The organism is Nostoc sp., assembly GCF_036917395.1.
GTDB lineage: Bacteria > Cyanobacteriota > Cyanobacteriia > Cyanobacteriales > Nostocaceae > Nostoc.
The window spans coordinates 158,729-172,169 of the sequence record NZ_JBALDI010000003.1 but is presented as its reverse complement, the minus strand read 5'-3'; the positions used below and the strand labels follow the sequence as shown (position 1 = coordinate 172,169).

The following is a 13,441-nucleotide window of genomic DNA, read 5'->3' as shown; positions in this document are numbered from 1 at the left end:
TTATACTTCAATCCGCTTGGATTAAGGCTTGATCCTCCCTAACCCAAGCGGATTAGTTTATCTTGCTTGCTGATTAAAATCCTAACGGGACTGCTTGCTACTTAGTAGTACCCCAGCAGGTACTCTTTCCAATTGGAATTTTCCCACAGGTTTAGTCTGTGTATGCTCCACGTCTTGGGTCTATCTTTGTAGTATGTAAAGAAGCACTTTTGACCTGAGATTATGCCCTCCTCTAAAAAACCCCTCGCCTACCCATCCAGCCACAAGAGCAATCAAGTCGATAATTACCACGGTACTTTAGTCGCAGATCCTTACCGTTGGTTAGAAGATCCTGACTCTGAAGAAACAAGGACTTGGATTGAGGCACAAAATCAAGTTACTTTTGGCTACTTGAGTGAAATTCCTACTAGGGAAAAAATTAAACAGCGCCTCACCAAACTTTGGGATTATGAAAAATATGGTATCCCTTTTAAAGAAGGTGAATCTCTGCAAGACGGTTCCACCGAACGCTACTTTTATTTCAAAAATGACGGACTGCAAAATCAAAGTGTCTTCTACACTCTGAAAACCCTCGAAGACCAACCCAAAGTTTTACTCGATCCTAATAAACTTTCAGAAGATGGCACTGTTGCTCTTTCAGGATTGTCTATTAGCGAAGATGGTAAACTTTTAGCATACGGTCTATCCGCCTCTGGTTCTGATTGGCAAGAGTGGAAAGTCCGCGATGTTGAAACTGGTGAAGACCTGCAAGACCACCTGAAGTGGATTAAATTTTCTGGTGCATCGTGGACACATGATAATCAAGGTTTCTTTTACAGTCGCTACGATCAACCGAATGAAAAAACTCAATTAGAAGATGTTAACTATTATCAAAAGCTCTACTATCATCAACTAGGTAAACCCCAATCAGAAGATGTACTAATTTATCATCGTCCTGACCAAAAGGAATGGGGTTTTGGTGGCGGTGTTACTGAAGATGGAACCTATCTAATAATTTCTGTTTGGCTGGGAACTGACTCCAAGAATTTATTTTTCTACAAAGATTTGACTAACCCTAATGCGGAAGTTGTAGAACTAATTAACCAATTTGAGGCAGATTACAGCTTTATTGACAATGATGATAGCCTGTTTTATTTCCGCACGGATTTAAATGCACCACGGGGACGAGTTATTGCGATTGACACCAAAAACCCTGCGCCAGAAAATTGGCAAGAAATCATCCCCCAATCAGCAGAAACGTTAGAAAGTGTAGGCATACTTAATAACCAATTTGTTGCAGATTACCTCAAAGATGCTCACAGCCAAATTAAAATTTTTGACCTCAAAGGCGCGTTTATCCGCGAGTTAGAACTACCTGGACTCGGTTCAGCCGGAGGTTTTGGAGGAAAGCGTAATGATACCGAAACTTTTTATATTTACACCAGTTTTACCACACCAGGAACTATCTATCGCTACGATATGATAACTGGTAAAAGTACCATTTTTCGCCAGCCAGAGGTAGATTTTAATCCTGATGGTTACGAGACAAAACAAGTCTTTTATGATAGTAAAGATGGTACTAAAGTGCCAATGTTTATTACCTATAAAAAGGGCATTAAATTAGATGGAAATAATCCGACTTATCTTTATGCTTATGGCGGTTTTAATGCCTCAATGACACCTAGTTTTTCTGTGAGTCTTTTGATATGGATGGAGATGGGTGGTGTCTATGCTATGCCCAATATCCGCGGCGGTGGAGAATACGGCGAAGAATGGCATCAAGCAGGAATGAAGGATAAAAAGCAGAATGTCTTTGATGACTTTATTGGCGCAGCTGAGTGGCTGATTGCTAATAAGTATACTAAGACTGATAAGCTGGCGATCGCAGGTGGTAGTAACGGCGGCTTATTAGTAGGTGCTTGCATGGCACAACGTCCTGATTTGTTTGGTGCAGCCTTACCAGCAGTTGGGGTGATGGATATGTTGCGGTTTCACAAATTTACCATCGGTTGGGCTTGGACTTCGGAATATGGTTCAGCAGATAATTCAGAAGAGTTTCCAGCGCTGTATGCTTATTCGCCATTGCAGAATCTCAAACCAGATACAGCTTATCCAGCAACCTTAATTACCACAGCCGATCATGACGATCGCGTTGTCCCTGCTCATAGTTTCAAATTTGCCGCAGCTTTACAAGAGGCTCACGCAGGTGATGCGCCAACGCTAATTAGAATTGAAACTAAAGCAGGACATGGTGCGGGTAAACCCACGGCTAAAATTATCGAAGAAGCCGCAGATAAATGGGCTTTTCTGGTGCGTGCTTTGAATGTTGAAGTTTAAGGGTTGATTTATTTGTAGGGTGCGTTACACTGCGTTAACGCACCACATTATTTTTATAAGCGTCAAACTTCCCTATACATTTTAAAATTATTCATAAACTCTACCTCGATGCTGAATCAAAATAATCATTACTTGATTTAAGCCATCATCTATTTCATAAATGACGCGATATTGACCTACGCGATAACGATAATAACCTAATAACTCACCTTTCAGAAATTTAATATTAGGAGAATTACGAGGCTCAATTTTTAAACGTTCAAAACAACGATCTAATTTTTTTTGTAAAGAAGCAGAAGACGACTCGAAAAATTCTTGAGCATCAATACTAATAATAACAGTATACTTAATATTTTCGTTGGAGTTGGTCAACTGAAATTACCTTACCTTCTTTAACATTCTTCTTTGCTTTAGCAAGCGCTTCTTTAAAACCCTCTATTTTCAACAATTCTTCAGTTGCTTCATTATCATCTCTTTTAGCTAAATAATATTTTCGTTGGAGTTGCTCAACAGAAATTACTTGACCTTGTTTAACATTCTTCTTTGCTTTAGCAAGCGCTTCTTTAAAACCCTCTATTTTTAACAATTCTTCAGTTGCTTCATTATCATCTCTTTCAGCTAAATACGCTAAAAAATCAGCAGCAACTAATAATCTCTCTGGGGAGAGTTGATCGACATATTCTTTAATTTGCTGGCGAATTTCTACTGTATTCATAAAATTTTATTGGTATCTAAACACAAAACTCTAGTCACGTCGCCCTTCGTCCTCTTTGAGGCTGCAAATCAAACCTGTAAAAGCTGGTTGTATCCCAGTTTTAGCTTTATTGTAACCGCTTTATATTCAGGGGCTAAACACTCAATACCATTCATCACCCAAAATGGCGAACCATAATTCGTCTACCGAGTCGCCTTTAAACCACAAACTCTTGTGAAAGTGTCCTTCACGTCTGATACCAATTCGCTCCAGCAGTTAAGCGGATGCTATGTTTGCTCGATCGCAGTTTGCAAGTAGACGATGCAGATTGTGTTCTATAAATAAATAGTCGAGCAACATCGTTACAGCTTCGGTTGCGTAACCTTTACCTTGGTGCGATCGCGCCAGTGTGAAAGTTAAGCAATAAGGCTGGAGAGAAACAATTATTTATCTTCACCCTTACGGCTTTCCTGCATTTTAGTAAAAAGAAAGTTTAATTTCTATATCCCTTTTGTGCTTAAAACACGACAAATCGGGCTGTACCCTTGAGATTGATTATTGTATAAAGTTGTTTCTGCTGCTGGTTGGATTGAGGAATCGTAGAAAAACGATTCAATGTTGTGATTCCGTTAGTTACAATTTTTACTTCCTCGCCCAATCCAATTTTTACACGGGGTATGAGCAAGCTAAATGTAATGTAGTCACCATTTACCGTCTGTTTAATAGTCACAGTCACTTGTGTACCAATTTCTGTTTCTACAGTACGGATCTGCTTTTCTCCTTCAAAGTTTAATGTCTGTTTCTGGTCTTTATATTGGAAAGAGGGCTTGCCAATAAAGCTTGTTGTTGAATAATTAATACTGACTTTCTCACCTTTGAAATTATACCCTGTGAAACTATACACGTCCGGTGTGTTTTCTTCTAAGGCATGAGATTGTGATACAGGTATTGCTGCTAAGGTTATACCTAATGTGAATGATGCAATTAAGTTTCTTGTTTGCATATCTCAAAAATTTATTGCTAGTTTGATCAAGATATCTACCCTGATGGGATGACAATAAGAATTAAACCAATTATAAAGGTAGATATTCCGAAAAACTTGTCAAATCGAACACATTGCAATCCTTGTTAATATACCTGCAAAATTTTGTAACAGTGCGTAAAGTTACATCTATCTTGAAAATAGGGAATAAGTGGCAAGAAATAGGGAAAGGGATTTTTATACCCTTGTTGTCGGCTATTGCTCGTAGGTGTCTTGCAAATAGATAAACTTGAAAACCGACTATTACGGCATGGCGAAAATAAAGCTACCATTGAAAATGGTAAAAAAGCTGAAAATATAAGTCTTTTGACTTTTTCAAAACGGTACTAGAATTTTGTTTTATAATTAGAGATTTTGAATTTTGCATTGCTTATGAAGTTACGCTCATATATGCTTATCGGGTTTTTACTTAGCCTTCTCCTAAGTATTGTGCCTTTTTCGAGGAATTTTACCAATGCTGCAACACCGACAGCAGTCGCACCTGTATCTGCTCTCTCATTCACCCAAGGGGTGAAAAAAACGGTATTGGACAACGGCTTAACAGTGCTAACCAAGGAAGTCCATACCGCTCCAGTAGTGAGTGTGCAAGTCTGGTATAAAGTTGGTTCACGCAACGAGGTTAAGGGAGAAAATGGCATTTCTCACCAGCTAGAACATTTGATGTTCAAGGGTACAACTGACCGTCCAGTGCAGTTTGGAAGGTTGTTTAGTGCCTTGGGTAGCCAGTTCAATGCCTTTACTAGTTATGACGAAACAGCTTACTTTGGCACAGTGCAACGAGACAAACTCGAAGCATTGTTGACATTAGAAGCCGATCGCATGGAAAACTCCTTAGTTGGGACTGAACAACTCGCAAGTGAAAAGCGGGTGGTGATCTCCGAGTTACAGGGGTACGAAAATTCACCAGGCTATCGTCTGAGTCGGGCAGTGATGCAAGATGCTTTCCCTAGCAGAGCTTATGGCTTACCTGTGGGAGGCACAAAAGCAGATGTAGAAAAATTCACGGTGGAGCAGGTGCGGAATTATTACCAAACCTACTACAGCCCAGAAAATGCCACGTTGGTGATTACAGGGGATTTTGCCACAGAACCTGTACTGAAAGTTGTTAAAGAAACTTATGGGAAGTTGCCAAAACGAGCCAAGACGGCTGTGGCTAAAAATTCTGCCCAGGTGAGTGCTTCTACCTCTGTTGCTAAAAAAGCGCCGATTATCCTCAAGCAGCCTGGAAGTGCGGCACTACTGCAAGCGGTGTATCCGTTACCAGATATCAAGCATCCTGATGTGCCGGCAATTGATGTGATGGATGCCATCCTCACAGGCGGACGTAGCTCTCGGCTTTACCAGGGTTTAGTGGAATCTGGACTCGCCAGTTCAGTGAGTGGCGGTGCTGCCGAACTCATCGAACCAGGTTGGTATGAAATTAATGCTACGGCCGCTCAGGGTCAAGAGTTAGGGAAAATTGCCCAGGTGCTCCAGGAATCTTTAGCAAAATTGCAACAGCAGCCAGTCACTACAGAAGAATTGAACCGAGCGAAGACGCAACTGCAAGCCTCGTATATTTTGGGTAACCAAGACATCACTAGTCAAGCTAGCCAACTGGGATATAACCAAACTGTGGCCGGCGATTATCGTTATATTGAAAAGTATCTGGCTGCGATCGCTAAAGTCACCCCAGACGAGGTGCAGCAAGCAGCAAAAACTTACCTAAATCCGGCTAAACAAACCATCGGCTTCTTTGAGCCAACTCAACCAGATGGTAAACCAGGGACTTCTAGCGCTGGTTCTGGTCGCACAGTGGAAAATTTCAGCCCCGGTAAACCTGTAGATCCAGCAGAACTGGCTAAATATCTTCCACCTGCCACATCAGCTACAGATTCGGGCAAACAATCACTACCAGAAGAGTTTACCTTGAATAACGGTTTGCGGGTTCTGCTCTTGAGCGATCGCAACCTCCCCACGATTAACCTGAGTGGACAAATTGACGCCGGTAGCGAGTTTGACGGCAATCAAAAAGCTGGATTAGCGAATCTGACTGCGACTAACTTAATGAATGGGACGCAGACTAAAAACGCTCTTACCCTAGCAAAAACCTTAGAAGACCGGGGAGCTGATTTGAACTTCGGTGCTAGCCGCGAGGGAGTTAGCGTCAGTGGTGAGGGACTTTCAGCGAACCTGCCGATATTGATTCAAACTCTGGCAGATGTGTTAGAAAACGCTACTTTCCCAGCCGACCAGTTAGAATTGAGTCGCCAACGGGCGTTGATAAGTCTCAAAGTCCAGCTAGATGACCCCAGAGGACTGGGACGACAAGTATTTCAGCAAGCAATTTACCCAGAAAATCATCCATTCCATAGCTTTCCCACGGCCGAGAGCTTAAAGAGCGTTACTCGTGATGATTTGCTTGGCTTCTACCAGACACACTACCGACCAGATACCACAACGATCGCTTTAGTAGGAGACTTTGAGCCAGTTAAGGTAAAAGCTTTGCTGAATCAGGCGTTTGGCAAATGGCAAGCCACAGGTAAGCAACCTGTTCTTAAAATAGCGTCCGTGTCATTACCGCAAACTTTAACACGTTTAAATAAACTAATTCCCGGTAAGACAGAGGCTGTTACTTACATCGGCTACAACGGCATCGCTCGGAAAGACCCACGTTATTATGCGGCACTGGTGCTAAATCAAATTTTGGGTGGTGATACCTTATCGAGTCGTTTGGGTACGGAAGTGCGCGATCGCCAAGGTCTAACCTACGGTATCTATAGTGGTTTTGCCGCCGGAATCAATCCTGGCCCGTTCTTGATTCAGATGCAGACTGCTCCTGGAGATACCCAAAAAGCGATCGCCAGTACTCTGGCTTTACTCAAACAGTTGCGCGAACAAGGAGTAACTGAGGATGAATTCAACGCGGCAAAACGCTCAATTACCAATAGCTACCCCGTGGATTTAGCTAATCCCAGTGATGTATCAAGCATCATTTTGAGTAATGCTGTCTTGGGACTTTCACGAGCAGAAATCCGAGAGTTTCCCCAAAAGATTCAAGCAGTGACTATGGCTCACCTGCAACAGGCAATTGAGGATTTAATTAAGCCGGAAAATCTGGTAATTGTCACCGCCGGGCCTGGAGATACTGTACCCAAGATTGGATCATAATTTCACATAAAGGTGCAAAGATGTGCTTTGCACCTTTATATGTTGGTTGAGATTAGACCTTTTGCTTTTATAAGAAGAGATCACAAGTCGGGGTCAGAATTCAGGAAGAATTCTGTAGGAGAGCTTCAGCTTTTTGTCTCACAGAGGAGCGATCGCAAAAAGCTTTATTTAGCCGAGTTTCAAAAAGCAACGTTATGATAATTAATGCACTAATCGAGCTTGCGTCTAATAATAAATAAGTTGGCACAAATAAACCTCCAGAGTACGGAGACGATTAATCGCCTTTGTAAAGCTGTTAGGTGCTGCGGCCAACCAAAATCAGCCGTTGTACAAATTTCCACAAGGATAATTGAAGTGACTAGGACTAATTCAGACTTTCTTACCTCCTCTGATCCAGCGATCGCGGAGTTAATCAACGACGAACTACAGCGTCAGCGAGACCACTTGGAGTTGATTGCTAGTGAAAACTTTACCTCCGCTGCTGTACTGGCGGCTCAAGGTTCAGTACTGACAAATAAATATGCCGAGGGATTACCTGGTAAACGCTACTATGGCGGTTGTGAGTTTATCGACAAAATCGAACAACTGGCGATCAATCGGGCTAAACAGATATTTGGTGCTGCTCACGCGAATGTACAACCTCATTCTGGCGCCCAAGCTAATTTTGCAGTGTTCCTATCCCTGCTGGAACCAGGTGACAAAATTATGGGGATGGATTTGTCTCATGGGGGACATCTCACCCACGGTTCACCTGTAAATGTCTCAGGTAAGTGGTTCCAAGTTAGCCACTACGGTGTTAGCCAACAAACAGAACAACTTGACTACGACCAAATTCGGGAGCTGGCGCTGAGGGAGCGTCCTAAGCTGCTGATTTGTGGTTATTCGGCTTATCCCCGTATAATTGACTTTGAAAAGTTCCGTAGCATTGCTGATGAAATCGGCGCTTACTTACTGGCGGATATTGCCCATATCGCTGGTTTAGTTGCTAGTGGTCTTCATCCTAATCCCATTCCTCATTGTCATGTAGTAACAACAACTACACATAAGACTCTACGCGGCCCTAGAGGTGGCTTAATCTTGACCAGCGACGCAGAACTAGGTAAAAAGCTAGATAAATCTGTTTTTCCTGGTAGCCAGGGCGGGCCATTGGAACACGTCATTGCTGGTAAGGCAGTAGCTTTTGGAGAAGCCCTGAAGCCAGAGTTTAAAACCTATTCTGCCCAAGTGATTGAAAATGCTCGTGCTTTGGCAGAACAACTGCAAAACCGGGGTTTAAAGATTGTGTCCAATGGCACTGACAATCATTTAATGCTCGTGGATTTACGTTCTATTGGCATGACGGGTAAGCAAGCGGATCAGCTAGTCAGTACCGTGAATATTACTGCTAACAAAAATACTGTTCCCTTTGATCCGCAATCGCCATTTGTTACCAGTGGTCTAAGATTAGGTTCGCCGGCAATGACCACAAGGGGCTTAGGAGTAGCAGAATTTACCGAGATTGGAAATATTATTAGCGATCGCCTGCTTTCTCCAGATTCCGAGGTAGTTACCCAAGATTGTCGGCAACGGGTAGCAGCATTGTGCGATCGCTTCCCCTTATATTCTCACCTGGAAATTCCTGTACCAGCCCTAGCCTGAGATGATAGTTAGGAGTTAGGAGTTAAGAGTTAGGAGTGATAAGTTTTAAGTTTTGAACTCCTAACTCCTAATACCAATTCTGTATGAAGATGTGCCTATAGGACTTACACAAAACAACACCCTGTAGGGGCAATTCATGAATTGCCCCTACTACCTAAACAAAGCACAACCTCACATAGAATTGCTATAACTCTTGTACAGACGCGATTAATCGCGTCTCCTAACTCCTGTACAGACGCGATTAATCGCGTCTCTACTCCAAACTCCTGTACAGACGCGATTAATCGCGTCTCCTAACTTCTAACTATTCTTTCCAATGAGTGCAGAAATTATTTGTGTTGGTACTGAACTGCTGCTAGGAGATATCCTCAACGGCAATGCTCAATTTTTGGCGCAACAATTAGCGCAACTAGGTATCCCCCATTACTATCAAACAGTGGTTGGGGATAATCCAGAACGGTTGAAGCAAGTTATAGAAATTGCTATTTCCAGAGCGCAAATTCTCATTTTCACTGGTGGACTCGGCCCGACACCAGACGACCTCACCTGCGAAACGATCGCCGATTTTTTTAAAGTCCCCTTGGTAGAACGCTCTGACATCATCGAAGACATAATCCAGAAATTCGGCCAACGTGGTCGGGTTATGTCACCAAGTAACCGCAAGCAAGCTTTGATTCCCCAAGGTGCAGAAATTCTACCCAACCCCACTGGAACAGCACCCGGTATCATTTGGCAACCTCGTCCTGAAATCACGATTTTTACCTTTCCCGGTGTTCCCAGTGAAATGCATCCAATGTGGGAAGAAACAGCCGTCCCATTTCTCAAAAGTCAAGGTTGGGGTAAAGAAATTATTTACAGCCGGAGTTTAAAATTTTGGGGTATTGGTGAATCTGCTTTGGCGGAAAAGGTTACTTCCTATTTAAACTTGCAAAATCCCACAGTAGCCCCTTATGCAGGTAAGGGGGAAGTAAGATTGCGAGTTTCTGCCAAAGCAAATTCAGAAGCAGCAGCAGAGGTCTTAATTGCGCCCATTGAGAAACAAATTAAAGAAATCGCCGGACTAGATTTTTACGGCATTAATAATGATACTCTTGCTTCCGTGGTCGGTCAGTTGTTGCTTGCATCAAAAGAAACGCTTTCGGTAGCAGAATCTTGCACTGGTGGCGGACTGGGGCAAATGTTGACTGAGATTTCTGGGAGTTCTGATTACTTTTGGGGTGGAGTAATTTCTTACGACAATTCGGTGAAGGTTGGGCTGCTGGGGGTTAACCCAGAAGATTTAGATAAATTTGGGGCGGTAAGTGCTACTGTTGCAGAGCAAATGGCAATTGGCGTCAAAACCCGCCTTGCAACAACATGGGGATTGAGTATTACTGGTATTGCCGGCCCAACTGGAGGGACAGATACCAAGCCAGTGGGTTTAGTTTACGTTGGTTTGGCTGGGCCAAAGGATGAAGTGGCAAGTTTTGAGTATCAGTTTGGTACAGTGCGAGGTCGAAATTTAATTCGTCATGTAAGTGCAAATGCAGCGTTGGATAATTTGCGCCGGAAGTTGTTGACGAGATAGGAGGTATGTTAAGTTTGTCATCCGATTTGGATGACAAGCGTACTTACCAAATGTGTTTCTTAGGAGAAAGTCCGAGCAAAGTTTTTAGTCTCAAACAAGCTAAATTTATTGATAATACTGTCAAAAAGCTTTTGATAATTGTTTTCTTTGTGATGCCTGCGGCGAGCTACGCTAATGGAGAGTGCTTTCTTTATACAGGTTCAATGTTTGAAACCCAAGACAATAATTGGTTTATATAAAATATCAAGATTTTAAAACTAACTTGCAGAATGTGGGTAAAAAGTTATTATCTTGTTAATATCTTGTTAATAACTTATCAATATCTTGTTAATAGCTTGTTAATAACTACAATATTATATTTTTTATCATCTTTTCCTGATTAGTTTATTGTTCGTACAGTTTCATTCACAGGTATTGCGTTTAAACAAGGAAATTTCGTTCAGTAGGAAAAACTTCTTTGTTCTCAAAATGCCTAGAGAATCAGATCGGTACTGCTTGGTATTTTGTAGATAGTTACAATCTCCCATTAGTAGTTTCGTACTATCTAAAGGAAGGCTAACTTTTTGTGAGTCAGTCTCAACCCCTTCTTGAAAGATTAAGATCATAATCAATTTGCCAATAAATAATAGTGCTTAAAAATTTCGCAAAAATGAGGGTAGAAAACACAAATTTTGGACTAGCAGTGCCTACGGCTGGCTCTGCCTATGCGTCATCTGAAAAAGCATTACTCATTTTTGTCTTCAAAATTATGTGTCAAATTGAATTTTATACCCCCATTTGGAGTTAATTTACAGCGTAAATACTATTGACAAAATTAATTTTATTTTAATCTGTCAAGAATGGCCTCAACATCATAATTCCCACACGTATAGCGAGGTCTTAATGATACCCTCAAATGGTGCATTAGCAATGTTACTAGTGCTAATTTTGATGCTTTTTTGGATTTATTTAAGGTATAAAACCAGAATAGGATCAAGATATTCACGCCCTCTGGCAATTTTCGTCATAGTTTCTCTGGCGATCGCTAGTGGAGGTATTGTATCCGCAGTAACACTGAACCCGGCTCCCCTAAATAACATAACTAGTTTACCACCGGCTACAACTGGAGACCCTAACCCGGCGAACCCACCACTCCTGACAGCAGTGGCTCAACCAAGCAATCTCGCAGACTATGTTCAAGACGAAAAAGCCCTACTCAAGCTAGGAAAATCCCTATTCTGGGATATGCAGCTTGGTAGTGACGGCATTCAGTCCTGTGCTACTTGTCACTTTCATGCCGGAGCTGATAACAGATCAAAAAATCAAATCAATCCTGGTTTTTTGGCATCACTGAAAGATACAACTTTCCAGGTAGGTGGTGGTGCAAACTATCAACTCACGGCGGCAGATTTTCCATTTCACAAACTGGCAGATCCTAACGATCGAACCAGTACTGTTATTTCTGACACTAACGATGTCGCCTCATCTCAAGGTGTGTTTAACAGTGTTATTAAGAAAACTGTTCCAGGTCAAGCAGAGGATTCGACTACATCTGTGCCAGATCCAGACGGCTTTCAAGTCAATGGAATTAATGTGCGTCGAGTTGAGCCGCGTAATACTCCAACGGTAATTAATGCAATCTTCAACAAACTCCAGTTTTGGGATGGTCGCGCCAAGGAAACCTTCAATGGGGTGAATATAAAAGGAGCAGCAGATTTTAATGCTAAAGTTTACATAGCTACAACATCAAGGCAACTAACTCCTGTTTCCGTTTCGCTCAATAATTCCTCTCTAGCTTCCCTAGTAACCGGGCCACTATTGAGTCCATTTGAGACATCTGCTGGTGGTCGTACTTTACCTGAAGTCGGTGCTAAGTTTCTGCGGAAAAAAGGTCAGAAGCTCAAAAGCCTCAGACCATTAGGTAAACAACTTGTAGATCGGAAAGACAGTGTTTTAGGATCTAATAGTCGATCCCGTAAGCCCGGTTTGGATATCTCATCCTATGATAAGCTGATTCGGCAAGCCTTTAAGAAGCAATGGTGGAAGTCAAAGTCAATCATTCAAGTTGACAGTAATGGAACACCAACAGTCCTTGGCAAAAATGATGATGATAATGACAGTGAAGAAGGACTGACTTTACCTACAAATCAGTTTTCCCTTAGGGATTGGAACTTCTCCTTATTCGCTGGGTTAGCAATGCAAAAGTATATGTCCACTCTTGTGTCTGACCAGACACCTTTTGATAAATTCCAAGCGGGAAATACCGATGCTCTCACCGAGCAGGAAAAAAGCGGTCTGACTGTGTTTGTCAATAATTCGGCCAATGGTGGCGGTAATTGTAACATCTGCCATACAATTCCAGAATTCACCAGAGCTTCGGTGAGAAGAACCGCAGGAGTAGCTTCAACTGATTCAACTGATCCGCTGATTAATAATGCAACTAACGGCTTCTTTCCTAACTACGGTGTCAGACCTGCCTTAGATGACCCAGGAGCCGGAAACACTACTACATCACTGTTCAAAGCACCTGCCCTCCGTAACATCGGCTTGACAGCTCCATATATGCATAACGGTGGGAAGGCAACTCTGGAGCAAGTAGTAGACTTTTACAATCGTGGTCGAGGTGACGACGGTGGACCTGGTGCAGTACCGTTGAACTTAACCGATGCTAAAAAAGCTGATTTGGTCGCTTTCTTAAGAACCGGACTTACTGATCAGCGAGTCCTCCTTGAACAAGCACCCTTTGACCATCCGCAATTGTTTATCCCCAATGCACATCCCGGCAATCAAAGTTCAGTGACTGCCAGTGGCAATACTAATGGAACTCCTACTGCTACAGATCAGCTAATGGAAATACCCGCAGTTGGTCAGAATGGTGTCACTACTCCCGAGCCAAATTTCTTAGAGTAAGACTCTAGACTTGAAACGTAACCATCTGCCCTTGTTGCATTGCTTTATCCAAAGTTGCAGCATTGGGCAGATTTTCTAACTTAGGGATGAATATCACTTAATTTTAAGCTAGATTTATAACAAAGATGGGCAACCACGCGCAAGT

Annotated in this window: 10 protein-coding genes; 6 read left to right on the top strand and 4 right to left on the bottom strand. The window is 42.3% G+C overall.

Annotated elements, in window-relative coordinates; all coding sequences use genetic code 11:
• Positions 1-222 precede the first annotated feature (222 nt).
• Positions 223-2,316, top strand: a complete 2,094-nt coding sequence (locus V7K46_RS02025) for a prolyl oligopeptidase family serine peptidase (RefSeq protein ID WP_335110543.1) — start codon at positions 223-225, stop codon at positions 2,314-2,316.
• An 87-nt stretch (positions 2,317-2,403) separates the two neighbouring features.
• Here V7K46_RS02025 and V7K46_RS02020 read toward each other — a convergent pair whose 3' ends face one another.
• The 4 genes from V7K46_RS02020 to V7K46_RS02005 all read right to left on the bottom strand — a co-directional run bounded on the left by V7K46_RS02020 (position 2,404) and on the right by V7K46_RS02005 (position 4,013).
• Positions 2,404-2,688: a type II toxin-antitoxin system RelE family toxin gene (locus V7K46_RS02020; RefSeq protein ID WP_335110541.1), complete on the bottom strand. Its 285-nt coding sequence runs from the start codon at positions 2,686-2,688 to the stop codon at positions 2,404-2,406.
• Entirely contained in the window at positions 2,663-3,031 is a 369-nt protein-coding gene (locus V7K46_RS02015) for a hypothetical protein (RefSeq protein WP_335110539.1), read from the bottom strand. The genes V7K46_RS02020 and V7K46_RS02015 overlap by 26 nt, the downstream gene beginning before the upstream one ends.
• Before the next feature lie 255 nt (positions 3,032-3,286).
• Complete coding sequence (locus tag V7K46_RS02010) at positions 3,287-3,454, bottom strand: GNAT family N-acetyltransferase (RefSeq protein WP_335110683.1); 168 nt, start codon at positions 3,452-3,454, stop codon at positions 3,287-3,289.
• Between the two features lie 73 nt (positions 3,455-3,527).
• Positions 3,528-4,013: a hypothetical protein gene (locus V7K46_RS02005; RefSeq protein ID WP_335110537.1), complete on the bottom strand. Its 486-nt coding sequence runs from the start codon at positions 4,011-4,013 to the stop codon at positions 3,528-3,530.
• A gap of 429 nt (positions 4,014-4,442) precedes the next feature.
• On the opposite strand from V7K46_RS02005, the gene V7K46_RS02000 reads away from it, so the two are divergent.
• The 5 genes from V7K46_RS02000 to V7K46_RS01980 all read left to right on the top strand — a co-directional run bounded on the left by V7K46_RS02000 (position 4,443) and on the right by V7K46_RS01980 (position 13,296).
• Positions 4,443-7,202 (top strand): M16 family metallopeptidase, encoded by a 2,760-nt coding sequence (locus V7K46_RS02000; protein ID WP_335110535.1) that lies wholly within the window; start codon positions 4,443-4,445, stop codon positions 7,200-7,202.
• Positions 7,203-7,556: 354 nt separating this feature from the next.
• Positions 7,557-8,840, top strand: coding sequence for a serine hydroxymethyltransferase (gene glyA / locus V7K46_RS01995; RefSeq protein ID WP_335110532.1), 1,284 nt, complete (start codon positions 7,557-7,559; stop codon positions 8,838-8,840).
• A 316-nt stretch (positions 8,841-9,156) separates the two neighbouring features.
• Entirely contained in the window at positions 9,157-10,407 is a 1,251-nt protein-coding gene (locus V7K46_RS01990) for a competence/damage-inducible protein A (protein WP_335110530.1), read from the top strand.
• A gap of 5 nt (positions 10,408-10,412) precedes the next feature.
• Positions 10,413-10,646 (top strand): hypothetical protein, encoded by a 234-nt coding sequence (locus tag V7K46_RS01985; protein WP_335110528.1) that lies wholly within the window; start codon positions 10,413-10,415, stop codon positions 10,644-10,646.
• Positions 10,647-11,289: 643 nt separating this feature from the next.
• On the top strand, positions 11,290-13,296 hold the full coding sequence (locus tag V7K46_RS01980; protein ID WP_335110526.1) for a cytochrome c peroxidase: 2,007 nt from the start codon (positions 11,290-11,292) through the stop codon (positions 13,294-13,296).
• Positions 13,297-13,441 lie beyond the last annotated feature (145 nt).

Coding starts and splice junctions, on each gene's coding strand:
- V7K46_RS01985 (WP_335110528.1), top strand. CDS start 10,413: ATGTTAAGTTTGTCATCCGATTTGGATGACAAGCGTACTTACCAAATG.
- V7K46_RS02015 (WP_335110539.1), bottom strand. CDS start 3,031: ATGAATACAGTAGAAATTCGCCAGCAAATTAAAGAATATGTCGATCAA.
- V7K46_RS01980 (WP_335110526.1), top strand. CDS start 11,290: ATGATACCCTCAAATGGTGCATTAGCAATGTTACTAGTGCTAATTTTG.
- V7K46_RS02000 (WP_335110535.1), top strand. CDS start 4,443: ATGCTTATCGGGTTTTTACTTAGCCTTCTCCTAAGTATTGTGCCTTTT.
- V7K46_RS02025 (WP_335110543.1), top strand. CDS start 223: ATGCCCTCCTCTAAAAAACCCCTCGCCTACCCATCCAGCCACAAGAGC.
- V7K46_RS02005 (WP_335110537.1), bottom strand. CDS start 4,013: ATGCAAACAAGAAACTTAATTGCATCATTCACATTAGGTATAACCTTA.
- V7K46_RS01990 (WP_335110530.1), top strand. CDS start 9,157: ATGAGTGCAGAAATTATTTGTGTTGGTACTGAACTGCTGCTAGGAGAT.